The sequence below is a fragment of the Pseudomonas sp. SK2 genome, assembly GCF_016772395.1.
Taxonomy (GTDB): Bacteria; Pseudomonadota; Gammaproteobacteria; order Pseudomonadales; family Pseudomonadaceae; genus Aquipseudomonas; species Aquipseudomonas taiwanensis.
Genome location: NZ_CP061944.1, coordinates 1638659 through 1663769 on the forward strand (window position 1 = coordinate 1638659; position 25111 = coordinate 1663769).

The 25111-nt window shown below is 63.0% G+C and carries 21 protein-coding genes and 4 tRNA genes; 21 read left to right on the top strand and 4 right to left on the bottom strand.

Features of this window, described 5'->3' with window-relative positions:
• Positions 1-36 precede the first annotated feature (36 nt).
• The gene (locus tag IF103_RS07320) at positions 37-915 is read right to left on the bottom strand and encodes a LysR family transcriptional regulator (RefSeq protein ID WP_023379436.1); all 879 of its coding nucleotides are present in this window, start codon (positions 913-915) and stop codon (positions 37-39) included.
• Between the two features lie 127 nt (positions 916-1042).
• On the opposite strand from IF103_RS07320, the gene leuC reads away from it, so the two are divergent.
• The 21 genes from leuC to IF103_RS07425 all read left to right on the top strand — a co-directional run bounded on the left by leuC (position 1043) and on the right by IF103_RS07425 (position 21174).
• Complete coding sequence (gene leuC, locus IF103_RS07325; RefSeq protein WP_023379437.1) at positions 1043-2476, top strand: 3-isopropylmalate dehydratase large subunit; 1434 nt, start codon at positions 1043-1045, stop codon at positions 2474-2476.
• On the top strand, positions 2473-3117 hold the full coding sequence (gene leuD, locus IF103_RS07330; RefSeq protein WP_023379438.1) for a 3-isopropylmalate dehydratase small subunit: 645 nt from the start codon (positions 2473-2475) through the stop codon (positions 3115-3117). Before leuC ends, leuD begins: the two co-directional genes overlap by 4 nt.
• Before the next feature lie 87 nt (positions 3118-3204).
• Positions 3205-3969 carry a class I SAM-dependent methyltransferase gene (locus IF103_RS07335; protein WP_027907532.1) on the top strand — a complete coding sequence of 255 codons (765 nt, stop codon included), beginning with the start codon at positions 3205-3207 and terminating at the stop codon, positions 3967-3969.
• A 54-nt stretch (positions 3970-4023) separates the two neighbouring features.
• Positions 4024-5106, top strand: a complete 1083-nt coding sequence (leuB, locus tag IF103_RS07340; protein WP_023379440.1) for a 3-isopropylmalate dehydrogenase — start codon at positions 4024-4026, stop codon at positions 5104-5106.
• A 63-nt stretch (positions 5107-5169) separates the two neighbouring features.
• Positions 5170-6282, top strand: coding sequence for an aspartate-semialdehyde dehydrogenase (asd, locus tag IF103_RS07345; protein WP_023379441.1), 1113 nt, complete (start codon positions 5170-5172; stop codon positions 6280-6282).
• Between the two features lie 164 nt (positions 6283-6446).
• Entirely contained in the window at positions 6447-7451 is a 1005-nt protein-coding gene (locus IF103_RS07350; protein WP_104882025.1) for an aspartate-semialdehyde dehydrogenase, read from the top strand.
• 70 nt (positions 7452-7521) lie between these two features.
• Positions 7522-10233 (top strand): FimV/HubP family polar landmark protein, encoded by a 2712-nt coding sequence (locus tag IF103_RS07355; RefSeq protein WP_023379443.1) that lies wholly within the window; start codon positions 7522-7524, stop codon positions 10231-10233.
• A 151-nt stretch (positions 10234-10384) separates the two neighbouring features.
• Entirely contained in the window at positions 10385-11239 is an 855-nt protein-coding gene (truA, locus tag IF103_RS07360) for a tRNA pseudouridine(38-40) synthase TruA (protein WP_202675988.1), read from the top strand.
• A 60-nt stretch (positions 11240-11299) separates the two neighbouring features.
• A complete protein-coding gene (locus IF103_RS07365) occupies positions 11300-11920 on the top strand; it encodes a phosphoribosylanthranilate isomerase (RefSeq protein ID WP_023379445.1) in 621 nt (206 codons plus the stop codon).
• Between the two features lie 220 nt (positions 11921-12140).
• On the top strand, positions 12141-13034 hold the full coding sequence (gene accD, locus IF103_RS07370; protein WP_023379447.1) for an acetyl-CoA carboxylase, carboxyltransferase subunit beta: 894 nt from the start codon (positions 12141-12143) through the stop codon (positions 13032-13034).
• Positions 13034-14320 (top strand): bifunctional tetrahydrofolate synthase/dihydrofolate synthase, encoded by a 1287-nt coding sequence (gene folC / locus IF103_RS07375; RefSeq protein ID WP_023379449.1) that lies wholly within the window; start codon positions 13034-13036, stop codon positions 14318-14320. Before accD ends, folC begins: the two co-directional genes overlap by 1 nt.
• Positions 14321-14324: 4 nt before the next feature.
• Complete coding sequence (locus IF103_RS07380) at positions 14325-14996, top strand: SPOR domain-containing protein (protein ID WP_023379450.1); 672 nt, start codon at positions 14325-14327, stop codon at positions 14994-14996.
• A 127-nt stretch (positions 14997-15123) separates the two neighbouring features.
• Positions 15124-15681 (top strand): CvpA family protein, encoded by a 558-nt coding sequence (locus IF103_RS07385; RefSeq protein ID WP_023379452.1) that lies wholly within the window; start codon positions 15124-15126, stop codon positions 15679-15681.
• Between the two features lie 42 nt (positions 15682-15723).
• Positions 15724-17229: an amidophosphoribosyltransferase gene (gene purF / locus IF103_RS07390; protein WP_023379454.1), complete on the top strand. Its 1506-nt coding sequence runs from the start codon at positions 15724-15726 to the stop codon at positions 17227-17229.
• A gap of 15 nt (positions 17230-17244) precedes the next feature.
• Complete coding sequence (locus IF103_RS07395; protein ID WP_023379456.1) at positions 17245-18456, top strand: O-succinylhomoserine sulfhydrylase; 1212 nt, start codon at positions 17245-17247, stop codon at positions 18454-18456.
• Positions 18453-19226: an SDR family oxidoreductase gene (locus tag IF103_RS07400; protein WP_023379457.1), complete on the top strand. Its 774-nt coding sequence runs from the start codon at positions 18453-18455 to the stop codon at positions 19224-19226. Before IF103_RS07395 ends, IF103_RS07400 begins: the two co-directional genes overlap by 4 nt.
• Positions 19227-19461: 235 nt before the next feature.
• Positions 19462-19537, top strand: a tRNA-Val gene (locus tag IF103_RS07405).
• A gap of 80 nt (positions 19538-19617) precedes the next feature.
• Positions 19618-19694, top strand: a tRNA-Asp gene (locus IF103_RS07410).
• Between the two features lie 99 nt (positions 19695-19793).
• Positions 19794-19870, top strand: a tRNA-Asp gene (locus IF103_RS07415).
• A gap of 137 nt (positions 19871-20007) precedes the next feature.
• Positions 20008-20084, top strand: a tRNA-Asp gene (locus IF103_RS07420).
• Positions 20085-20289: 205 nt separating this feature from the next.
• Positions 20290-21174, top strand: coding sequence for a DUF2242 domain-containing protein (locus IF103_RS07425; protein ID WP_023379469.1), 885 nt, complete (start codon positions 20290-20292; stop codon positions 21172-21174).
• 200 nt (positions 21175-21374) lie between these two features.
• Here IF103_RS07425 and IF103_RS07430 read toward each other — a convergent pair whose 3' ends face one another.
• From IF103_RS07430 to nhaA, 3 genes are all read right to left on the bottom strand, one after another.
• Positions 21375-22415, bottom strand: coding sequence for an AraC family transcriptional regulator (locus IF103_RS07430; RefSeq protein ID WP_023379470.1), 1041 nt, complete (start codon positions 22413-22415; stop codon positions 21375-21377).
• A 4-nt stretch (positions 22416-22419) separates the two neighbouring features.
• On the bottom strand, positions 22420-23538 hold the full coding sequence (locus tag IF103_RS07435; protein WP_023379471.1) for a nitrilase-related carbon-nitrogen hydrolase: 1119 nt from the start codon (positions 23536-23538) through the stop codon (positions 22420-22422).
• Between the two features lie 190 nt (positions 23539-23728).
• Positions 23729-25087 (bottom strand): Na+/H+ antiporter NhaA, encoded by a 1359-nt coding sequence (gene nhaA / locus IF103_RS07440; RefSeq protein ID WP_023379472.1) that lies wholly within the window; start codon positions 25085-25087, stop codon positions 23729-23731.
• Between the last annotated feature and the right edge of the window lie 24 nt (positions 25088-25111).

Genomic DNA, 25111 nt, shown 5'->3' on the forward strand with positions numbered 1-25111 from the left:
CGTCCTTGAAGTTGGAAGTGCCGGGCTGACGACCGGTCAGGCGGACCCTGCGTGGCTGTCGAGAAGAGCCATGAAGGCCCTGGCCGCGTTCGATAGCGTTCGCTCCGTGTGCAAAATGTAGCCTAGCTGGCGCGACAGCTGTATGCCGGGCAAGGCGATGGGTGCGACCTGTTCATCCAGCATAGTACGGGGCAGCACGCTCCACGCCAGACCAATCGAAACCATCATCTTGATGGTCTCCAGGTAGTTGGTGCTCATGGCGATGTTCGGGGTCAGGCCCTGGCTTTCGAACAGCCGCTGGACGATGTGGTGGGTGAAGGTGTTGCCGCCGGGGAAAACCGCCGGGTGGCGGGCGACGTCGGCCAGGCTGACCGCCGTGTCGCGGGCCAGGGGATGCTCCGGCGCCGCCACGAAGTCCAGGGCATCGTCCCAGACCGGTACCGCCTTGATCAGGTGATGCGGCTCGGGTGCCAGGGTGATCACGGCAATCTCAGCGCGCCCATGGAGGATTTCATCGTAGGCCGCTTCCGAATCCAGGAACTGAATATCCAACGCCACCGCCGGGTACTGGCGGGTAAACACCCGTAAAAGCGGAGGCAGACGATGCAGGCCTATGTGGTGACTGGTGGCAAGGGTCAGGCGACCGCTCACCTCGCCGGTCAAATTGGTCAGCGCACGTCGGGTATCATCCAGTACGTTGAGGATCTGGTAGGCGCGTGGCAGCAGGGCCCGCCCGGCCTCGGTCAGGGTCACTTCTCGGCCCAGGCGGTCGAACAGGCGCACGTCCAGTTGCTGCTCGAGTCCGGCGATGCGTTTGCTGACGGCCGGTTGAGTCAGGTGCAGGCGTTCGCCAGCCCCCGAAAAGCTGCCGGTCTCGGCGATGGCGATGAAAGCGCTGAGGTTGGCCAGGTCCATTCGAATTCCTGATGGTTATGCGAAGCATGAAAATTATGAATTTGAGTTATTCAATCTATCGCCATAGCATCGTCCGTACAAGCCAAGGGGTCTTTGGCATAGAAAGACGCTGATGAGGAACAGTCTGATGGCTGGCAAAACGCTCTACGACAAACTCTGGGAAGCCCATGAGGTCAAGCGCCGTGATGACGGCTCGTCCTTGATCTACATCGACCGCCACATCATTCACGAAGTGACTTCGCCCCAGGCCTTCGAAGGCCTGCGCCTGGCGAACCGCAAGCCGTGGCGGATCGACGCCAACATCGCCACGCCGGACCACAACGTGCCGACCACGCCAGAGCGCAAGGGCGGCATCGAGGCCATCGTCGACCAGGTTTCGCGCCTTCAGGTGCAGACCCTCGACGAGAACTGTGACGAATACGGCATCGTGGAATTCAAGATGAACGACGAGCGCCAAGGCATCGTCCATGTCATCAGCCCAGAGCAGGGCGCTACCTTGCCAGGCATGACCGTGGTCTGCGGCGACTCGCACACCTCGACCCACGGCGCGTTCGGCGCCCTGGCCCATGGCATCGGTACTTCCGAGGTCGAGCACGTGCTCGCCACCCAGTGCCTGGTCGCCAAGAAGATGAAGAACATGCTGGTGCGCGTCGAGGGCCAATTGCCCGCCGGTGTCACCGCCAAGGACATCGTGCTCGCGGTCATCGGCAAGATCGGCACCGCTGGCGGTAACGGCCATGCCATGGAGTTCGCTGGTAGCGCCATCCGCGACCTGTCCATGGAAGGCCGCATGACCATCTGCAACATGTCCATCGAAGCCGGTGCCCGTGTCGGTCTGGTGGCGGTCGACGAGACGACGGTCGCCTATGTCGAAGGCCGTCCGTACGCGCCCAAGGGCGAGCAATGGAAGCAGGCCGTCCAGGCCTGGAAAGGCCTGGTGTCGGATGCCGATGCCGTGTTCGATACCGTGGTCGAGCTCGACGCCACCCAGATCAAGCCGCAAGTCAGCTGGGGCACTTCGCCCGAGATGGTGCTTGCCGTTGACCAGCGCGTGCCTGATCCGGCCGCAGAGCCGGACCTGATCAAGCGTGGTTCCATCGAGCGTGCCCTCAAGTACATGGGCCTTGCCGCCAACCAGGCGATCACCGACATCAAGTTGGACCGCGTATTCATCGGCTCCTGCACCAACTCGCGCATCGAAGATCTGCGCGCCGCCGCCGAAATCGCCAAGGGGCGCAAGGTCGCTGCCAACGTCAAGCAGGCGCTGGTCGTACCGGGCTCTGGCCTGGTCAAGGCCCAGGCCGAGCGTGAGGGCCTGGACAAGATTTTCATCGAAGCTGGCTTCGAATGGCGTGAGCCTGGTTGCTCGATGTGCCTGGCGATGAACCCGGACCGCCTGGAAAGCGGCGAGCACTGCGCGTCCACGTCCAACCGCAACTTCGAAGGGCGCCAGGGTGCCGGTGGTCGCACCCACCTGGTAAGCCCGGCCATGGCTGCCGCCGCGGCGGTCACCGGCCACTTCATCGATGTCCGCGAGTTGATCCAAGGGAGCGCAGCATGAAAGCCTTTACCCAGCACACCGGTCTTGTTGCGCCGTTGGATCGCGCCAACGTCGACACCGACCAGATCATCCCCAAGCAGTTCCTGAAGTCGATCAAGCGTACCGGCTTTGGCCCTAACCTGTTCGACGAGTGGCGCTACCTGGATGTAGGGCAGCCTTATCAGGACAACAGCAAACGTCCGCTGAACGAAGAGTTCGTGCTCAACCATGCCCGTTACCAGGGCGCCAGCGTCTTGCTGGCGCGCGAGAACTTCGGTTGCGGTTCGAGCCGCGAGCATGCCCCTTGGGCACTCGATGAGTACGGCTTCCGCAGCATCATCGCGCCGAGCTTCGCCGACATCTTCTTCAACAACAGCTTCAAGAATGGCCTGTTGCCGATCATCCTCAGCGACGAAGAAGTCGACGAGCTGTTCAAGCAGGTCGAGGCCAACCCAGGCTATCAGTTGACCATCGACTTGCAGGCCCAGGCCGTTACCCGCCCGGATGGCAAGGTGCTGCACTTCGAGATCGATGCGTTCCGCAAGCACTGCCTGCTCAACGGCTTGGACGATATCGGCCTGACCCTGCAGGACAGCGATGCGATCAAGGCCTTCGAGAGCAAGCATCGTGCACAACAGCCCTGGTTGTTCCGTGATGCCTGAAGTTTGCAGGTGACCGTGCCGGCCCTTTCGCGGAGACACCCCGCGAAGAGGTCGGGACAGGCAATAAAAGACCAAAAGGATTGAGACATGACCCGCACCCAGCATACCGATGTGGTCCAACGCCAGTTCGGCGAACAGGCCAGTGCCTACCTCAGCAGCGCCGTGCACGCGCAGGGCAGCGAATTCGCCCTGCTGCAGGCGGAGCTGGCGGGGCGGGGCGCTGCCCGAGTGCTGGACCTGGGTTGCGGTGCCGGTCATGTCAGTTTCCAGGTCGCCCCGCAGGTAGCCGAGGTAGTCGCCTACGACCTGTCGCAGTCGATGCTTGATGTTGTGGCCAGTGCCGCCGCCGAGCGCGGCCTGGGCAATATCACCACCGAGCGCGGCGCCGCCGAACACTTGCCGTTCGCCGATGCATCGTTCGACTTCGTCTTCAGCCGGTACTCGGCGCACCACTGGAGCGACCTGGGGCTGGCCTTGCGCGAAGTGCGCCGGGTGCTCAAGCCAGGCGGCGTGGCGGCCTTCATCGATGTCATGTCGCCGGGCAGTCCATTGCTCGACACCTACCTGCAAAGCGTCGAGGTGCTGCGTGATACCAGTCATGTGCGAGACTATTCGGCCGCCGAATGGCAGCAGCAGGTCAGCGAGGCTGGCCTGCACGTGCGCAGCCACACCCGCCAACGCCTGCGCCTTGAGTTCGGCTCGTGGGTCGAGCGCATGCGCACCCCTGAGCCGCTGCGTGTGGCCATCCGCCAATTGCAGCAGGCCATGGGCGAGGAAGTACGGCAGTATTACCAGATCGAAGCAGACGGCTCGTTCAGCACCGATGTCCTGGTGATGTGGGCCGAGCGCTGAGTTTTTTACGGCGAGGCTGATCGGGCCGCGCCGCTTGAATGGATAGAGGAAAGCATGAGCAAGCAGATTCTGATTCTCCCAGGTGATGGTATCGGCCCGGAAATCATGGCCGAAGCGGTCAAGGTGCTGGAGCTGGCCAACGACAAGTTCCAGCTGGGCATGAGCCTGCAACACGATGTGATCGGTGGCGCGGCCATCGACAAGCACGGCGTGCCGCTGGCCGACGAGACCCTGGAGCGTGCGCGCAGTGCCGATGCCGTGCTGCTGGGTGCCGTTGGTGGCCCGAAATGGGACAAGATCGAGCGTGACATCCGCCCTGAGCGCGGTCTGCTGAAGATCCGTTCGCAACTGGGCCTGTTCGCCAACCTGCGTCCGGCCATCCTCTATCCGCAACTGGCCGATGCCTCTTCGCTCAAGCCCGAAATCGTCGCCGGCCTGGATATCCTCATCGTGCGTGAGTTGACCGGCGGTATCTACTTCGGTGCCCCGCGCGGTCAGCGCGAGCTGGAAGGTGGTGAGCGCCAGGCCTACGACACCCTGCCGTACAGCGAAAGCGAAGTGCGCCGCATCGCCCGTGTCGGCTTCGACATGGCCCGCGTGCGCGGCAAGAAGCTGTGCTCGGTGGACAAGGCCAACGTGCTGGCGTCCAGCCAGCTGTGGCGCGAAGTGGTCGAGGACGTGGCCAAGGACTACCCGGACGTCGAACTGAGCCACATGTACGTCGACAACGCCGCCATGCAACTGGTGCGTGCGCCCAAGCAGTTCGACGTGATGGTCACCGACAACATGTTCGGCGACATCCTGTCGGATGAAGCTTCCATGCTGACCGGTTCCATCGGCATGCTGCCTTCGGCGTCGCTGGATGCCAACAACAAAGGCATGTACGAGCCGTGCCACGGTTCGGCTCCGGACATCGCCGGGCAGGGTATCGCCAACCCACTGGCGACCATCCTGTCGGTGTCGATGATGCTGCGTTACAGCTTCAACGAGCAGGCAGCCGCCGACGCGATCGAGAAGGCGGTGAGCCTGGTGCTGGACCAGGGGCTGCGTACTGGCGACATCTGGTCGGCCGGTTGCAGCAAAGTCGGTACGCAGGAAATGGGCGACGCAGTAGTCGCAGCGCTGCGGAATCTGTAATCTCTCTGGCCCGCCACCGTTTTTGGTCGGTGGCGGCCCACTTTTAGCAAAGGTGTAGTTGCGATGAAACGTGTAGGTCTGATCGGTTGGCGCGGTATGGTCGGTTCCGTGCTCATGCAGCGGATGCTGGAGGAGCAGGATTTCGACCTGATTGAGCCGGTGTTCTTCACCACCTCCAATGTCGGTGGCCAAGGTCCGAACGTGGGCAAGGAAACTGCTCCGCTCAAGGACGCTTATTCGATTGAAGAACTCAAGACCCTCGACGTCATCCTGACCTGCCAGGGCGGCGACTACACCAATGAGGTCTTCCCCAAGCTGCGTGAGGCCGGCTGGCAGGGCTACTGGATCGACGCCGCTTCGTCCCTGCGTATGCAGGATGACGCGGTGATCATCCTCGACCCGGTCAACCGCAAGGTCATCGACCAGCAGCTCGATGCCGGTACCAAGAACTACATCGGTGGCAACTGCACCGTCAGCCTGATGCTGATGGGCCTGGGTGGCCTGTTCGAAGCCGGTCTGGTCGAGTGGATGAGTGCCATGACCTATCAGGCGGCCTCGGGTGCCGGTGCGCAGAACATGCGCGAGCTGATCAAGCAGATGGGCGGTATTCACGCAGCCGTTGCCGATGACCTGGCCAACCCGGCCAGCGCCATTCTCGACATCGACCGCAAGGTTGCCGAAACCATGCGTGGCGAAGCTTTCCCGACCGAGAACTTCGGCGTGCCGCTGGCTGGCAGCCTGATCCCGTGGATCGACAAGGAACTGCCGAACGGACAGAGCCGTGAAGAATGGAAGGCCCAGGCCGAGACCAACAAGATCCTCGGTCGCTTCAAGAGCCCGATCCCGGTCGATGGCATCTGCGTGCGCATCGGAGCCATGCGCTGCCACAGCCAGGCGCTGACCATCAAGCTGAACAAGGACGTGCCGCTGGCCGACATCGAAGGCCTGATCAGCCAGCACAACCCTTGGGTGAAACTGGTGCCCAACCAGCGTGAAATCAGCATGCAGGAGCTGAGCCCGACCAAGGTGACCGGCACCCTGAACATTCCTGTAGGCCGTCTGCGCAAGCTGAACATGGGCTCGCAGTACCTGGGCGCGTTCACCGTGGGCGACCAATTGCTGTGGGGCGCCGCCGAGCCGCTGCGTCGCATGCTGCGGATCCTGCTGGAACGTTGATCGCGCTGGCTCGACCGAAAAACCCGTACTGGAGCCAGTGCGGGTTTTTTTATGGGCGGGCAGGCAGCTTCGTGGCACGGGCCCCACGCAAAGGCCAGCACAGACAAACGCCTGCAATCCAAGTAAAGTGCCGCCCCCGCCGTTTCAGCAAAAGGATTCTCTTCATGACCCACCCCTTGGATATCGCCGTGGTCGGCGCCACCGGTAGCGTCGGTGAAACCCTCGTACAGATCCTCGAAGAGCTGAGTTTTCCGGTAGCGACCCTGCATCTGCTGGCCAGCATGGAATCGGCGGGCAGTAGCGTCATGTTCGCCGGCAAGAAAATCAAAGTCCGTGAAGTCGACAGTTTCGATTTTGCCCAGGTCAAGCTGGCCTTCTTCGCTGCCAGCCCCGCCGTTAGCCGCAGTTTCGCCGACAAGGCGCAGCACGCGGGCTGTACTGTCATCGACCTGTCCGGTGGGCTGGATGATGCGCTGGCGCTGGTGCCCGAAGCCAATGCCGAGCAAATCGCCAAACTGAAGCTGCCGGCTCGCATTTGCAGCCCCAGCACATCGGCTGTCGCGCTGGCGGTGGCATTGGCGCCCCTGAAGGGCTTGGTGGATATCGAGCGGGTGCAGGTCATGGCGTCGTTGGCGGTGTCTGCCCAGGGGCGTGAGGCGGTCAACGAGCTGGCCCGGCAAACCGCCGAGCTGCTCAATGCCCGGCCATTGGAGCCGCACTTCTTCGACCGTCAGGTAGCCTTCAACCTGCTGGCGCAGGTCGGCGCGGCCGATGAGCAGGGTCACACGGCCTTGGAGCGTCGCCTGGTCAGCGAGTTGCGGGTGCTGCTGGGGCAGCCCCAGCTGAAGATTTCCGTGAGCTGTGTTCAAGTCCCGGTATTTTTTGGCGATAGCTTCAGTGTGGCCGTGCAGAGCCGTCGTCCGGTCGATCTGGAGGCAGTCAAGCAGGCGCTCGAGGCCGCTGGCAGTATCGAACTGGTCGAGGATGACGATTATCCCACCCCGGTGGGTGACGCAGTGGGTCAAGACGTGGTCTATGTTGGTCGTGTACGCCATGGTATTGACGAGCCAGAGCAGCTCAACCTGTGGCTGACCACCGACAACCTGCGCAAGGGCGCTGCACTCAACGCCGTGCAGGTGGCGCAATTGTTGATAAAACACATGGCGTAAAAGATACTGGCGAGCACTTTTGTCCTAAACCTGCGCAGGTTTTGGGACGATTCATACAAGGGAAGAGGTCATGCTTCGAATTCGCAAACTGGTTCTGGCCATGGCGGCAGCGTCGGCGCTGTCGTCTGGCATGGCGAACGCGTTGGGTTTGGGAGAGCTGACCCTCAAGTCGGCCCAGAACCAGCCGTTGGACGCCGAGATCGAGCTGCTCGATGTGCGCGACCTCACCGCTGCCGAAGTGGCGCCGAGCCTGGCGCCGCCAGAAGAGTTCAGCAAGGCCGGGGTCGAATACCCAGGCTACCTGGAGGACCTGACTTTCACCCCGGTGATCAACCCCAATGGCAAGAGTGTGCTGCGGGTAACCTCCAGCCAACCGTTGCCAGGCTCGGTGGTGAAGTTCCTGGTGCAGGTGATGTGGCCGCAAGGCCGTCTGCTGCGCGATTACAGCGTTCTGCTCGACCAGGCCAAGGCCCAGGGCGAACAACCGGCAGCGGCCAATGTCGCTCCGGCGGTCAGCAGCGCCAGCCGCTATACCACCAAGCGTCGTGACACCTTGTGGCAAATCGCCGCGCGGCACACCCAGGGCGGTTCGGTGCAGCAAACCATGCTGGCGATCCAGGCGCTGAACCCGGACGCGTTCATTGGCAACAACATCAACCAGTTGAAGGTCGGCCAGGTCCTGCGCCTGCCCGACCAGCAGCAGATCCAAAGCATTCCCCAGGGAGAGGCAATTCGCGACGTGGCCGAGCAGTATGCGGCCTGGCGTGAGGGCCGGCGCCTGGGGCCACGTGCCCGGCAGTTGGATGCCACGCGGCGCGGTGCTGCCGAAGCCACTCCGGCGCGTATCGCCCAGGGTGACAACCTGCGTCTGGTCAGCCCGGGTAGCCAGGCCGGTGCTGGCAGTGCCAAGGCCATCAGCGACAAGTTGGCCGTGGCCCAGGAGAGCCTGGACACCAGCCGTCGGGACAACGAAGAGCTCAAGAGCCGCATGGCTGACCTGCAGAGTCAGTTGGGCAAGCTTGAGCGACTGATTCAGCTGAAGAATGACCAGTTGGCCCGCCTCGAAGCGCAGAATGCCGCCGATGCTGCGGCCCCTGCTGCGTCTCTGCCGGGCGAGCCTGCGCCGGCACAGCCTGCGGCAACGCCGCAAGCGACTCCGGGCCAGCCCGTGGTGGCGCCAGCGCCTGCGGCGGTCGACACCGCGCCTGAGCCAGCGCCTGAAGTGGCGCTCACGCAGGGGGCTCAGCGGGGCGTGCTGGATGATGTGATGGGTAACCCACTGCTGCTGGGGTTGATCGCAGGCTCGGCATTCCTGGTAGTGCTCCTGCTCCTGCTGCTTCTGGCGCGCAAGCGCAAGGCGCAGCAGGAAGCTGAGAAACACCTGCGCATGGCGCGTGCGCTAGCCGAAGAGGGCGAGCGCGGCAAGGACTTCGACCTGCCTTCGAGTAGTTTCGATGAGCTGGAAGTCTCGGCGCCCAGCGTGACGCTGGCGCCTGCCGTGGTGGCCGCATCCGCCGCTGCCGCCGCCGCTGCGGAAAAACCAGCCGCTGCCGTCGTAGTCGAGGCCCAGCAGAACCCGCATGCCAGCCTGCTGGCAGAAGTCGAGCAGTGCATTGGCCTGGGGCGCTTGAACCGCGCCGCCGACCTGCTGGAAGCCGCGATCGCTGCCGAGCCTGCACACGACGATCTGCGTCTGAAGCTGATGGAAGTGTACGCACGTCAGGGCGACCACAGCGCATTCGTCGAGCAGGAGCACAAGCTGCAGGCTAACGAGGCCAACTCCGCTCAGGTCGGTGCTCTCAAGGAGCGCTACCCGGCGATGCTGGGCATGGCTGCCGGGCTGGGGGCCGCCGCCCTGGCCGCCGAACTTGACGAGCAGTACGTGCAGGACCTGCTGCAAGACTCGCCAGAGACCTCCAGCGTCGTCGAAGAAGCGTCGCAGCCTGTTGCCGATGCCGAAGCGTCTCCAGTCGAGCCTGAACCTGAGCCTCAAGCGCAGGTAGAGCCTGAAGTCGAAGCCGTCGCGCAAGAGCCGGCCCAGGCTATCCCGGATCCGGACGGTGACTTCGATTTGAGTCTGAGCGATGACCTGCCGCTGGAGGATCCGCTCGAGCCACCCATGCTCGACGAAGCCTCCTTGCTCGATCCGGTGGTCGAAGCTGAGCCTGAGATCACTGCCGACGTTGTCCAGGAAGTGGCTTCGCAGCCTGCCGAGACCGATGCCGATGATGATTTCGAAGCGCTGCTGGCCCAGGCCCAGGCATCGGCCGAGCCGCAAAGTGTCGACGATCTGGCCGACTTCGACCTGGATGTCGGCGAGCCGGCTGTCCCGGCTGCCGAGGAAACGCCCGTGGATGTCGCGGCAGAACTCGCCGCGTTCGACGCCATGCCGGAGTTCGACCCGATCTCCGAGCTGGAGCTGCCTGAAGACTTCGACCTGTCGCTGTCGCTGAACGACGACTCGCCGGCGGCAAAGCGTTTTGCCTCGGAGCTCGATGACGTCAACGCAGAGTTGGACAAGTTGTCGCAGAACCTGGAGTCGCCCTCGCTCGAGCCTCACTTCACGGCCGAAGATGCAGCGGCGGAGCCTGCGCCACTGGATGACCTGGACTTCGATTTCTTCTCAGGCGCCGATGAGGTGGCCACCAAGCTCGACCTGGCGCGCGCTTACATCGACATGGGTGATCACCAGGGAGCCCGCGACATCCTCGACGAAGTGGTCAAGGATGGCGACGATACCCAGCGTCAGGAAGCCGAGGAAATGCTGTCCCGGCTGGTGTGACTCCGCATGCGCAGGCCCCTTCAGGCCCCGGCTCGCAGGCGATAGGGACGGTCCAGGCAACAACTTCCTGTGAACCCACAACGGCAGCCCAACACGGCTGCCGTTGTCGTTATAATCCCCGCCAATCGTACTACCCACAGGTTTCAGGTTCTTGGACATCATCGATACCGCCGCCTCCGAATCGGCCGCCGAAGGCTTCACCCGCATTGCCCTGGGGGTGGAATACAAGGGCTCGCGTTACCGTGGCTGGCAGCGTCAGGCCAGCGGCGTGCCCAGTGTTCAGCAGGCGCTGGAACAGGCACTGTCGAAGGTCGCCGACGAGCCGATCACAGTGGTCTGCGCCGGGCGTACCGACGCCGGTGTTCATGGTTGCGGCCAGGTCGTTCACTTCGACACCCGCGCCGTGCGCGATGAGCGGGCCTGGACCTTGGGCACCAACTTCAACCTGCCCCATGACATCAGCGTGGTCTGGGCACGGCCAATGCCGGCGGACTTCCATGCCCGTTTCAAGGCCACTGCCCGGCGTTATCGCTACGTCATCTACAACGACCCGATTCGCCCCGCGCACCTGGCGGAGGAAGTGACCTGGAACCACCGCCCGCTGGATGTGCAGCGCATGGCCGAGGCCGCCCAGTGCCTGCTGGGCACCCACGACTTCAGCGCCTTCCGTGCCAGCCAGTGCCAGGCCAAGTCGCCCATCAAGCACATCCATCACCTGCGGGTGACCCGCCATGGGCAGATGATCGTGCTGGATGTGCGCGCCACGGCATTCCTGCATCACATGGTGCGTAACATCGCTGGCGTGCTGATGACCATCGGCGCTGGCGAGCGGCCAGTGAGCTGGGCGCGGGAGGTGCTGGAGGGGCGCAATCGACGCGAAGGTGGTGTCACGGCGCACCCTTATGGGCTGTATCTGGTACAGGTCGAGTACCCGGAGGCGTTCCCGTTGCCGCGACGTTACATCGGTCCACACTTTTTGACCGGCTACGAGGCCTTGGCAGACTGACGGGTGAAAAGTCATTTGCTACCATCTGGCCTTTAACCGATCACTCAGGGTTCGCAGTCCATGAGCAACGTTCGCAGCAAGATATGCGGCATTACCCGCATTGAAGACGCACTTGCGGCCGCCGAGGCTGGCGCCGATGCCATTGGCTTCGTCTTCTATGCCAAGAGCCCGCGTGCCGTGGATGTGCGCCAGGCGCGCGCCATCATTGCCGAACTGCCACCCTTCGTGACCACGGTCGGGTTGTTCGTCAATGCTTCGCGCTGCGAGCTGAACGAGATTCTCGAGGTGGTGCCGCTGGACCTGCTACAGTTCCACGGCGATGAAACACCTGCCGACTGCGAGGGTTACCATCGCCCCTGGATCAAGGCCCTGCGCGTGCGCCCGGGGGATGATCTCGAGGCGGCCTGCCAGCTTTACGCAGGGGCGCGCGGCATCTTGCTGGACACCTACGTGGCCGGCGTCCCTGGTGGTACCGGCGAGGCCTTCGACTGGTCGCTGGTGCCGGCCCGGCTCAGCAAACCGATCATCCTGGCAGGCGGTCTGTCGGCGGAAAACGTCGGCCAGGCCATCGCCCAGGTACGGCCTTATGGGGTGGATGTCAGTGGTGGGGTAGAGCAGGCCAAAGGCATCAAGGATGCCGCGAAAATCGAAGCCTTCATGCGCGCGGTCAAGCAGGCATGAAGGTGGATGTGACGGCAGGCCGAGCGCCATCGTCCATAGCTATCGCAGCCCTGCGGGGCGACCGCCGGAACATCCGCGGTCGAATGACAAATTGAAGGTGGAGCGGTGCGCAGCCAGGCCTGCGACCGGTCCGTCATCGTTTCATAGAAGAATGTGAGCTCAAGGGCAAGGCAAGGCCGGCTTGGCCGGTCATTGCCCGCCGATACTGGAGAAAGAAAGCATGAGCAACTGGTTAGTCGACAAACTGATCCCTTCGATCATGCGTTCCGAGGTGAAGAAGAGCTCGGTGCCTGAAGGCCTGTGGCACAAGTGCCCGGCTTGCGAGGCCGTGCTGTATCGTCCGGAGCTGGAAAAGACCTTGGATGTCTGCCCCAAGTGCAACCACCACATGCGCATCGGCGCTCGCGCCCGCATCGACATCTTCCTCGATCCGGAAGGTCGCGCAGAACTGGGTGCCGAGCTGGAGCCGGTCGACCGCCTGAAGTTCCGTGATGGCAAGAAGTACAAGGACCGCCTGGCGGGCGCGCAGAAGCAGACTGGCGAGAAGGATGCGCTGATTTCCATGAGCGGCACCCTGATGGGCATGCCGATCGTGGTCAGCGCCTTCGAATTCTCCTTCATGGGTGGCTCGATGGGCGCTATCGTCGGCGAGCGTTTCGTCCGTGCGGCCAACTACGCCCTGGAAAACCGTTGCCCGATGGTCTGCTTCTCGGCCTCCGGCGGTGCACGCATGCAAGAAGCACTGATCTCGCTGATGCAGATGGCCAAGACCTCGGCTGTGCTGGCGCGCTTGCGTGAAGAAGGCATTCCGTTCATTTCCGTGTTGACCGACCCGGTCTACGGGGGTGTTTCCGCCAGCCTGGCAATGCTCGGCGATGTCATCGTTGGTGAGCCGAAGGCACTGATCGGCTTCGCCGGTCCGCGCGTCATCGAGCAGACCGTGCGCGAAAAACTGCCGGAAGGCTTCCAGCGCAGCGAGTTCCTCCTGGAGCACGGCGCTATCGACCTGATCATCCCTCGTGGCGAGCTGCGTCCGCGCCTGGCTCGTCTGCTGGCGCAGATGACCGGCCAGGAAACGCCAGCACAGGCGCGTGAGGCGGCTGCGGTCGCGTGATGACAGAGCGCAACCTGGGCGAGTGGCTCGCCTACCTCGAACAGTTGCACCCTACGGCCATCGACATGGGGCTGGAGCGTTCGCAGAAGGTGCTTGCCCGGCTGGCGCTGGGCAAGCTGGCGCCACGCGTGGTGACCGTGACTGGCACCAATGGCAAGGGCTCGACCTGCGCCTTCGTGGCGTCGATGCTGCGTGCCCAGGGGCTGAAGGTGGGCGTGTACAGTTCGCCACACCTACTGCGCTACAACGAACGGGTGCTGATCGACGGCCATGAGGCCAGCGATGAGCAGCTGTGCGACGCCTTCGCCGCTGTCGAGGCGGCGCGGGGCGAGATTTCCCTGACCTATTTCGAGATGGGTACCCTGGCCGCGTTCTGGTTGTTCCAGCGCTCGGCACTGGATGCCGTCGTGCTTGAAGTGGGGCTCGGTGGCCGTCTGGACACCGTGAACGTGGTCGATGCCGATCTGGCGTTGGTGACCAGCATCGGCGTGGATCATGTCGACTACCTGGGCGATACCCGCGAAAAGGTGGCGTTCGAGAAGGCCGGTATCTTCCGCGCTGGCAAACCGGCGCTGTGTGGTGATCTGGATCCGCCGCAACCGCTGTTGGACAAGGCCGTCGAGCTGGCGGCGCCGATGTTCCTGCGTGGCCGCGACTTCGACCTGGCCAGCGCCGATGACGCCTGGCATTGGCGGGGTACCGCCGCCGATGGGGTGCAGGTAGAGCTGCGCAATCTGCCATTGCTCGATTTGCCGATGGAAAACGCCGCCTTGGCCTTGCAGGCTTACCTGCTGATGGGGTTGCCATGGGATGCCGGGCAGCTTCGCCAGGCGTTGCTCGACACCCGCATCACCGGGCGTCTCGATCGTCGTTCGCTGATCTGGAAGGGTAAGCGCGTCGAGTTGCTGCTGGACGTCGGGCACAACCCTCACGCTGCCGAGTACCTGGCGCAACGTCTGGCGGCTCGCCCGCCGCAAGGACGTCGTCTGGCGGTGTTTGGCCTGCTTGCCGACAAGGACCTGCCGGGTGTTGTCGCGCCGTTGCAGGGCTTGGTCGATGACTGGGCGGTGACGCCGCTGGCGACCCCGCGCAGTCGTCCGGCCGCCGAGTTGCTCGCAGCCTTGACGAACCTCGGCGCGACGGTGAAGTCTTACGCCAGTGTTGCCGATGCCCTGGAAGGGCAGTGCGCGCACGTGACGTCGAATGACCAGATTCTGCTGTTCGGTTCGTTTTTCTGTGTCGCCGAGGCCCTGGAATGGCTGGAGCGGCAGGCCCCGGAGGCTTGATTAGATGGCTGTGCTGGATAAAGGGATGAAACAGCGTATGGTCGGTGCGCTGGTGTTGGTGGCATTGGCAGTGATCTTCCTGCCGATGCTGTTCACCCGCGAGGATGAAATGCGCCAGGTCCAGGTTGAGGCTCCGCAGGCGCCGGCCATGCCGACCTTGCCGCAAGTGCAGGTCGAGCCGGTTGCCGTGCCGGAGCCGCAACCTGTGCCGGAAGAGCCTCAGCCAGCGCCGGTGGTGGTCAATGAGTCCACTGCGCCGGTCACCACCCCAAGCCAGCCGATCACGCCTTCGCCGCAGACCCAGGCCCAGACCAAGGCACAGACGCCAGTGCCGGCGCCTGCGGCTGCACCGGTTGCCAAGGCTGAAACCCGACCGGCGGCTTCTCCCGCCCCGGCACCAGCCGCTTCGGCACCCTCGAAGATCGACGTTAATGGCCTGCCGGTGAGCTGGTCGATCCAATTGGCCAGCCTGTCCAACCGCGCCGGTGCCGAGAGTTTGCAGAAAACCCTGCGCAGTCAGGGCTACAACGCCTACATTCGTTCGGCCGGTGGCATGAACCGGGTGTATGTCGGGCCAATGATCGAGCGTGCGGAGGCCGAGCGCCTGCGTGACACGATCAATCGGCAGCAGAACCTCAAAGGCTTTGTGGTGCGCTTCCAGCCGGAGCGCAGCTGATTTTGCCGGGGCTGCCTTGCAGCCCATCGCCGGCAATGAGTGCATCGCGAATCACCCTGACATTCCGCTTACCCCAAGCCCGCCGCTCTGGTAAAATGCGCCGCCTCAAACGTCTGCAGGCAGCACCGTGGCATTTACCTGGGTTGATTGGGCGATCATTGCGATCATCGCCATTTCCTCACTGATCAGTCTCAAGCGCGGCTTCGTCAAGGAAGCCTTGTCCCTGCTCATCTGGATCATTGCCGGGGCGGTCGCCTGGATGTTCGGTGGGTCGCTCTCGGTGTATCTTGAGAGTTATATCCAGACCCCCTCGATGCGCACGATTGCAGGCTGCGCCATTCTGTTCGTCGCCACCTTGCTGGTGGGGGCCATGATCAACTTCCTCATTGGCGAGCTGATCCGAGTGACCGGGTTGTCCGGCACCGATCGTTTCCTCGGCATGGCGTTCGGCGCCGCGCGCGGGGCCTTGCTGGTGGTGGTGGCCATCGGGCTGCTCAGCCTGGGGCCGGTTCAACAAGATAGCTGGTGGCAGGAATCACGCCTGATACCACAGTTTCTATTGGTCGCTGACTGGTCGAAAAACCTGATCATGGGTTTCACCGGTCAGTGGATGTCCAGTGGTGTGATCAGCGCACCGGCTGATCTTCCGTTCAAGGAACAGTTGCTCGGGCCCACCAAGCCCTGAGTGCTATTCACTCAAGTTTCATCAAAGTAGGGGTTGCGTCGCATGTGTGGCATCGTCGGTATCGTCGGTAAGTCGAACGTCAATCAGGCGCTGTATGACGCGCTAACGGTCCTCCAGCACCGCGGCCAGGACGCTGCCGGTATCGTGACCAGCCATGACGGCCGGTTGTTCCTGCGCAAGGATAATGGCCTGGTGCGCGATGTCTTCCAGCAGCGCCACATGCAGCGCCTGATCGGCCACATGGGTATCGGTCACGTGCGCTACCCGACCGCGGGCAGCTCGACCTCGGCTGAGGCCCAGCCGTTCTACGTCAACTCGCCGTACGGCATCACCCTGGCACACAACGGCAACCTGACCAACGTCGAGCAGCTGGCCAAGGAGATCTACGAGTCCGACCTGCGTCACGTCAACACCAACTCCGACTCGGAAGTGCTGCTGAACGTCTTCGCCCATGAGCTGGCGGTGCGCGGCAAGCTGCAGCCGACCGAAGAGGACGTGTTCGCTGCGGTTTCCCACGTGCACAGCCGTTGCGTGGGTGGCTATGCGGTGGTGGCGATGATCACCGGTTACGGTATCGTCGGCTTCCGTGACCCGAACGGTATTCGCCCGGTGGTCTTTGGCCAGCGTCATACTGACGAGGGCGTGGAATACATGATCGCTTCGGAAAGCGTTGCCCTCGACGTGCTCGGTTTCACCCTGATCCGCGACCTGGCGCCGGGTGAGGCGGTGTACATCACCGAGGAAGGCCAGCTGTACACCAAGCAGTGCGCCACCAATCCGCAACTCAAGCCGTGCATCTTCGAGCACGTTTACCTGGCCCGCCCCGACTCGATCATGGACGGTGTCTCGGTGTACAAGGCGCGCCTGCGCATGGGCGAGAAACTTGCCGAGAAGATCCAGCGCGAGCGCCCGGATCATGACATCGACGTGGTCATCCCGATTCCGGACACCAGCCGCACCGCGGCGTTGGAGCTGGCCAACCACCTGGGCGTCAAGTTCCGCGAAGGTTTCGTCAAGAACCGTTACATTGGCCGTACCTTCATCATGCCTGGCCAGGCTGCGCGCAAGAAATCGGTCCGTCAGAAGCTCAATGCCATCGAGCTGGAGTTCCGTGGCAAGAACGTCATGCTGGTCGACGATTCGATCGTGCGTGGCACCACTTGCAAACAGATCATCCAGATGGCGCGCGAAGCTGGCGCCAAGAACGTCTACTTCTGCTCCGCAGCCCCTGCGGTGCGTTACCCCAACGTCTACGGCATCGACATGCCGAGCGCTCACGAGCTGATCGCCCACAACCGTACCACCGAGCAGGTGGCCGAGTTGATCGGCGCCGACTGGCTGGTCTACCAGGACCTGCCAGACCTGATCGAATCGGTCGGTGGCGGCAAGATCAAGATCGAGCACTTCGATTGCGCGGTGTTCGACGGTGAATACGTCACCGGCGACATCGACGAAGCCTATCTGGACCGTATCGAACAGGCCCGCAACGATGCGGCCAAGGTCAAGAATCAGGCAGTCAGCGCGATCATCGACCTCTACAACAACTGATTTGGGAGCGACGGCATGACGGATCAATGGGATGCCGGACGACTGGACAGTGACCTCGAGGGTGTCGGTTTCGACACCCTGGCGGTGCGCGCCGGTCAGAGTCGTACACCGGAGGCCGAGCACAGCGAAGCGCTGTTCCTGACCTCCAGCTATGTCTTCCGCACGGCTGCCGATGCAGCCGCGCGCTTTGCCGGTGAAACCCCGGGCAACGTCTATTCCCGCTATACCAACCCCACGGTGCGGGCGTTCGAAGAGCGCCTGGCGGCCATGGAAGGCGCTGAGCAGGCCGTGGCGACTTCAACGGGCATGTCGGCGCTGCTGGCGGTGGTCATGTCGCTGTGCAGTGCAGGCGACCACGTGCTGGTCTCGCAGAGCGTATTCGGCTCGACCATCAGCCTGTTCGAAAAGTACTTCAAGCGATTTGGCGTACAGGTGGACTACGTGCCGCTGGCGGACCTAGGCGGTTGGGAGAAGGCCCTCAAGGCCAACACCAAGCTGCTGGTTGTCGAGTCGCCGTCCAACCCTCTCGCCGAGTTGGTGGACATCAGCGCCCTGGCCGAAATTGCCCATGCCCACGGTGCCTTGCTGGTGGTGGACAACTGCTTCAGTACGCCGGCGTTGCAGCAGCCACTGAAACTGGGTGCCGACATCGTCTTCCACTCCGCCACCAAGTTCATCGACGGCCAGGGCCGTTGCATGGGCGGCGTGGTTGCTGGCCGTGCCGAGCAGATGAAGGAGGTGGTGGGCTTCCTGCGCACCGCCGGGCCGACGCTCAGCCCGTTCAACGCCTGGATATTCACCAAAGGCCTGGAAACGCTCAAGTTGCGCATGCGCGCCCACTGCGAGAGTGCCCAGAAGCTGGCCGAATGGCTGGAGCAACAGGATGGCGTGGAAAAGGTGCATTACGCCGGGCTGCCGAGCCACCCGCAGCACGCGCTGGCCAAGCGCCAGATGAGTGGCTTCGGTGCAGTGGTCAGTTTCGAGGTCAAAGGCGGCAAAGAGGGCGCTTGGCGCGTCATCGACGCTACCCGGATGATTTCGATCACCACCAACCTGGGCGACAGCAAAACCACCATCGCCCACCCAGCCACCACCTCCCACGGTCGTCTGACGCCGCAGGAGCGTGAAGCGGCGGGCATCCGCGACAGCCTGATCCGGGTTGCCGTTGGCCTTGAAGACGTGGCTGATCTGCAAGCCGATCTGGCGCGTGGTCTGGCGGCGCTGTGATCGACTGGAAAGGCGGTGGGCCGGGCCATAACGGCCGGGTAGCCCTGGTGACCGGGGCCGCTCGCGGTATCGGCCTGGGCATTGCCGCCTGGTTGATTTGCGAAGGCTGGCAGGTTGTGCTGACCGACCTTGACCGCAAGCGAGGGGCCAAGGTGGCCAAGGCACTTGGGGAAAACGCCTGGTTCATCACCATGGATGTCGCCGACGAGGCCCAGGTGAGTGCCGGGGTGTCCGAAGTGCTGGGTCAGTTTGGCCGCTTGGACGCCCTGGTGTGCAATGCGGCGATTGCCAATCCGCACAATCAGACGCTGGAAAGCCTGAGCCTGGCCCAGTGGAACCGGGTACTGGCGGTCAACCTCAATGGCCCGATGCTGCTGGCCAAGCACTGCGCACCCTATTTGCGTGCGCACGCAGGGGCCATCGTCAACCTGACCTCGACCCGTGCGCGGCAATCGGAGCCAGACACCGAAGCCTATGCCGCCAGTAAAGGCGGTTTGCTGGCCTTGACCCATGCTTTGGCCATGAGCCTGGGACCGGAGATTCGTGTCAACGCGGTAAGCCCTGGCTGGATCGATGCGCGAGACCCTTCGCAGCGCCGTGCCGAGCCGTTGACCGAGGCTGACCATGCCCAGCATCCGGCGGGCAGGGTAGGGACCGTGGAAGATGTCGCGGCGATGGTGGCCTGGCTGCTGTCGCGCCAGGCGGGTTTCGTCACCGGCCAGGAGTTCGTGGTCGATGGTGGCATGACGCGCAAGATGATCTACACCTGAACCGCACTGCGACAGGGAAGGGGACCGAAAGGTCCCCTTTTTTGTTTCTCTAGCGGATCACTGCAGGAGCCGGCTTGCCGAAGATGGGCTCGCAACAGGCAGGCAAAACCCCAGGGACCGGCAAACTGTTTTTTGCCCTTTTTGAAAAAAAATTCAATGGGGGTATTGACTTAGCTTCGGCACCTGCGTAAATTTCGCGGCCTCAGCGAAGCAAACGCAACAAGCAACATCGCGGGGGTGATTAGCTCAGCCGGGAGAGCATCTGCCTTACAAGCAGAGGGTCGGCGGTTCGATCCCGTCATCACCCACCACTTCCTGAGATCGTTCCTGGTGCAGGCCGCTTTGAAAGAAGCGAAACGCCAGAGAGGAACAGGACGCAAGTCCACTATGCGCAGCGGTAGTTCAGTCGGTTAGAATACCGGCCTGTCACGCCGGGGGTCGCGGGTTCGAGTCCCGTCCGCTGCGCCACTTTTTCAACAGATGGGTGCCTTGCACCGGTCTGAAGCCAAAAGGCGAAAATGCCTGAGGCTGATCCCAGTTTCAATCAGGCGAAAGCCTGAACGATACGCAGCGGTAGTTCAGTCGGTTAGAATACCGGCCTGTCACGCCGGGGGTCGCGGGTTCGAGTCCCGTCCGCTGCGCCATCTTCGTTTCGAGGTCCTTGAACGCCTCGAAGCAACAAGGGAAGCGATCATCGTGTCGCTTTTTTTGTGTCTGCCGCTGGGTGCCAAGCACCAAGCAGAGTAGATCAGGTTTTACCGGGCGCAAGCCCAAGCGATACGCAGCGGTAGTTCAGTCGGTTAGAATACCGGCCTGTCACGCCGGGGGTCGCGGGTTCGAGTCCCGTCCGCTGCGCCATCTTCGCCTCGAGGTCCTTGAACGCCTCGAAGCAACAAGAAAAGCGACCTCAGGGTCGCTTTTTTTGTTTTTGGCTTTGGCAGTGCTCCGTTGCACCTGCGGCCGAATTTACAAGAAGCTGACACACTCTTCACCGATGAACGGTTTCAGTCACTGCCCAGTGTGTTGCACAATAGACACCTTCTCGACTTACCCGGAATTCGCAATGACCAGATCATCCGTCTTTGGTGCGCTCGGGCTGGCCCTAGTGCTGGCGGGCGTGTCCGGTTGCTCTTCGAAAAAAGCCGCTATCTACGAACACGAGAACTTCGACGACTCGGGAACCTTCTCGCGCAGTTTCCCGGTGAGCGATGCCGGCTCCTGCGAGGCTGCACGGCGTGCCTTGCTCAGCCAGGGCTACATTATCACCAGCAGTGGCGCCAATCAGGTCACGGGCAACAAGAGTTTTCAGCAGAACAGCGAAAACCACCTGCAGATCAGCTTCAACATCACCTGTGCGCCCGATGTGAGTGACGATCAGCGTTCGACCATGTTCGCCAACGCCCTGCAGGACCGCTACAGCCTGAAGAAGTCCAATACCTCCGCCAGCTTGGGTGTCGGTGTGCTGGGCTCGGTTTCCATGCCGATCGGTTCGAGCGACGACTCGATGGTCAAGGTCGCCAGTGAGACGGTGACTGCAGCGCAGTTCTATGATCGCTACTTCGCCTTGGTCGAGAGCTACCTGCCAAAGCCGAAGAAGGTCCAAAAAGCCCAGAAGGCGAAGGTCGAGGCGCCCAAGGAAGAAAAGCCCGCAGCTGACCTTGGCTTGCCGGAGCAGGCATCCGCCGCCCCAGTGGTTGCCCCGCCGCCCGCCGCCGCCCTTCAGGCTCCCGCTGCGGCGCCGTTGGCTGCACAGGCGCCAGCCTCTGCCAACGTTGCACCTGCCAGTGAAGTCCAGGCGACCCCGGTAGTCGATGACAGTCAGGGCTCGCAGCCGGTCGCGCCGCCCGCGGAACCTGCGCCGATCCAGGCGCAGACTCAGGACGCTGCCAGCGCCACCGAAACAGCCACGTCTGCGGCCACACCCACTGTTACAGAAGAGCAGCGCTAACTTCCTGAACACCTGCTACGTTTACCCTTCATGGGAGTTGTCATCATTCCTTCACCTTTCCTGCTTAGGTTGAAGGCATGACCAACGAAAATGAAAGCATGAAGAGGACGCAGGGCAATGGATGATTATCAGGAAGAGCTACTCGAGTACCAGGCTTACGAACTGGACACCCCAGAGCCGGCGGACGACGCCACCGAGCTTTAACCCGCGTGACGTTGGCTACGCCGGAACGTTCCCGGCGTCATGCCGGTCCATCGCTTGAACGCGCGTTGGAAGGCTTCGGCTGACGCAAATCCCAACAAATAGGCAATCTCGCCGAAGGCCAGTTCCGTGTCGCGGATATAGGTCTCGGCCAGGTCGCGCCTCGTATCGTTGAGCAGGCTGCGAAACCCTGTGCCTTCCTCCGCCAGCTTGCGGCGCAAGGTCCAGCAGGGCAGTTGTAGGTGCAGTGCTACTTCTTCCAGGTCGGGTTCACGGCCACCGTTGAGCAAGGGCCCCAGCAAGTGAGTGATGCGTTCGCCCAGGCTGCGCACTCGCGTGCGCTGCTGCATCTGCGCTTCGCACAGTTGCAGCAGGTGGTGCCAGGTGCTCGGGCAATGGTGCGGGTTGACAAGGTCCAGCGTGGCCTTGTTCAGGCGCAGTTGATTGCTGCTGGCGCCAAACTGCACGGCAGTGCTGCACAGTGGCTGGTAATGGTCTGCGTAGTCAGGCGCCTCGAACTCGATCTCCAGGCGTTCGGCCTGCAGCGGGACGCCAGCCAGCCCCGCAAGTTGAGCCAGCCAGCCGGCCAGCAGTGAATCGACCACGAAACGGTTGTAACCGTTGTAAGGGCTGATGGAATAGAAGCGCAGCCAGGCGCCGTACGGGTCCTCCAGGAAACGGGAATGGCCCCGGTAATTGGCAGCATACAGCGGTTCGAAACGCAGCAAGGTGCGCGCAGCTTCACCCAGGGTGGGTGCCTGCGCGGCCGTGACACCCGCGAGCCCGGCGTGCGAGAGGTGGCTCAGACGGCCCATGTGCAGGCCTAGTGCCGGCTCGCCGGTCAGCTCGATGGCCGCATGGCCCAGATGCATGTAACGCGGGATCGACAATCGCGCATTGGCTTCGCCCAGGCGCGTGGTGTCCAGTCCGTAGCGCAGCAGCAAGGGCGCGGGATCATGGCCCAATTCGCGCAGTGCCTGCGCCAATGGTTGGACGAAGCCTACCGACAGGTCTCCCAGGCGCACACGGGGGCGTGGCATGGCTTCACAACCACAGGTTCAGCAAGCGGGCGCCCTGGCTGGGCGGGCCGGCCAGCAGCGCTCCTGCCTGATGGGCAAAGCCCTGGCCATCGCTGCCTTGTTCCCAGAACTGACCACGCATGAAGACGCTCATGCTGCTCACGCTCGCGTCTGCGGCTTGGGTCAAGCGCTGCCAGGCGGTTTGTTCGCTGACTTCACCGCGTTGCAACGCCAGCGCCGCGGCGGCCTGCTGATGCCGATTGCCGCGCCACGGCGTCTCCCAGCTGCCTTTACCGCTCAGGAATACCGGGTTGGCGATGATCTGCACCGATTGTCGTGCCAGTTGCTGGTGGTTCGAGGGATACCAGCTGTCGCTGCCTACCAGGACGCCAAGGCGTCCGGCGGGTGTCTGCACCACGTGCAAGGGTTGCTGGCGGCCATCGTGAATGTAACGGCGCGTCTCGCTGTCGGGAAATTGCTGGCGCTGGGGCTGGCCCAGCGGCGAGCCATTGGCGGCGAACACGACGCTGCTGTTGAACAGTGGGCCACTTCCGGTGTGCAACACTCCATCCTTGATATACGGGGCCGGCAGCACGATCGAGCCGGCGACCAACGTCACCCCGAACTCCTGGGCCAGGCCGCCGAACAGCAGCTGATAGTCGCTGGCCATCTGCTGCGCTTTCATGCGCAGGTGTGCATCGGTACGGCGGTCATCGCCGCTTGCGCTAAGCATCGCCATCGCATAGCGCAGCGGGTTGCTCAGTTCCAGCCATTGCAAGGCTTCCTGGCTGCGAGTGACTTGGTACAACTCGTTCTTCTCACCCCGTGCCCACAGCCAGGTGCCGATGTGTTCGGGTAGCACCACCACCGTGCGGGGGCCTACCAGGCCTTGGGCGCGCGCCTGTTCCAGGTAGGCCGAAAGCTTGCGGTGCAGGCGTTGCAGGTTCTGGTAGTCGCTGGGGTAGAGCAGGGGCTCCACGCCCAGCAGGTTGCCGTTGTCGCCCGGTACGCCATGGTTCAGCGCCAGCTCGATGCGCAGGTCCGAGAGGTAATGGCCTTCCGGTCGTTGCAAGGTCCAGAAGCCGTAGCCGCTTAGCGCGGCAATCATTACCAGCGCCAGGGCGCTTGCCAGGAGTTTTCGCATGAAGCCTTACTGTTGGTTGAGGGGCGAAATGGTCGTGCAGTGACGCAGAGCATTCGCTGCAGCAGCGTGCAGTTGACAGGAAGGTTAAATGATCGGCGGTCTTGAGGGTAGGGCTGGCGATCGAAACCGGGTCGATGCTCGACCTGCCGCCTGGCAGAGGCGGCAGGTTGGAGGGGTAGAAAATCCAGCGTCAGACGGCTTCGACCTTGGTGCTGGCCGCACCCCGGCGCAGGCTCCAGAAGCCCCAGGTGAGGCCAATGACGGCGGCGATGACCGAACCGGACAACACCCCGAGTTTGGCGGCACCCAAGGCGGCTGGATCGGCGTAGGCGAGGTTGGCGATGAAGATCGACATGGTGAAGCCGATACCCGCCAGCAAGCCGATCAAGGTGATACCTGCCCAGGTCACACCGGCAGGCAATGCGCACCACCCCAACCGGACCATGAGCCAGCTGACACTGACGATGCCCAGCGGCTTGCCGAGTACCAGTGCGACCGCTACGGCAGTCATCACCCAGTAAGGCCCTGGAGCGGACAGGTCGACACCCGAGAGACTGACGCCAGCATTGGCAAGGGCGAACAGCGGCATGATGGCGTAGGCCACCCAGGGGTGCAGGTGACCTTGCATGCGCACCACCGGTGCGACCAGTTCGCGTTGTGCCAGGCGCAGACGCTTGAGGGGGTCCATCAGTTGATGTGGATCCTGCTCCGGGGTCTGCGCGCGGCCCAGCAGTTCACCGGTGAATTGCGAGATCGCCTCCAGCGGGCGCTGACGCATGGGCATTGCAGCAACGGGGGTCATCAAGCCGAGCACGACGCCGGCCAGGGTCGGGTGGGCACCGGTCATCAGGATGCCCAGCCAGGTGATCAAGCCTGGTATGACATAGGCGTATGCCGACCCGACGCCTATCTTCTGCAGCCCCACCACCATCAGCAGGCCAACCGCAGCCAAGGCGAGGCCGCTGTAATCGAGGCCGCCGGAATAGAAGAAGGCGATGATCAGCACGGCGATGATGTCGTCGATGATCGCCAGGGCCAGCAGGAAAACGCGGACATTCGCGGGAATCGACTTGCCCAGCAGCGCCAGGACGCCAACGGCGAAGGCGATATCCGTCGCGGTGGGTACCGCCCACCCTTGTTGCTCGGCTGGCGCATGGCCGAAGCTCAGGTAGATCAGTGCCGGGATCGCTACACCACCGATGGCAGCGGCCATGGGCAGCGTGGCCTGGCGCAGGCTGGACAGGGCGCCTTCATGGATTTCACGGCGAATCTCCATGCCGACGACCAGGAAGAAAATGGTCATCAGGCCGTCGTTGATCCAGAAATGCAGCGACTGCGAGACCACCAGCGAGCCGATCCCGAAGGAAATAGGCGTGTGCCAGAGTGCGTCGTAACTGGCGGCAGCGGGGGAGTTTGCCCAGATCAGGGCGGCGATGGCAGCGACCAGCAGGACCACACCACTGACAGCTTCGATATGCAGGAAGCGTTCGAGGTTGGCGAAGGCATGGGCAGCCAGTTGCTGGGCACGGGTTAGCTTGGTTTTTTGCATAGGCGCAAGAACTCCCGCAAGGCG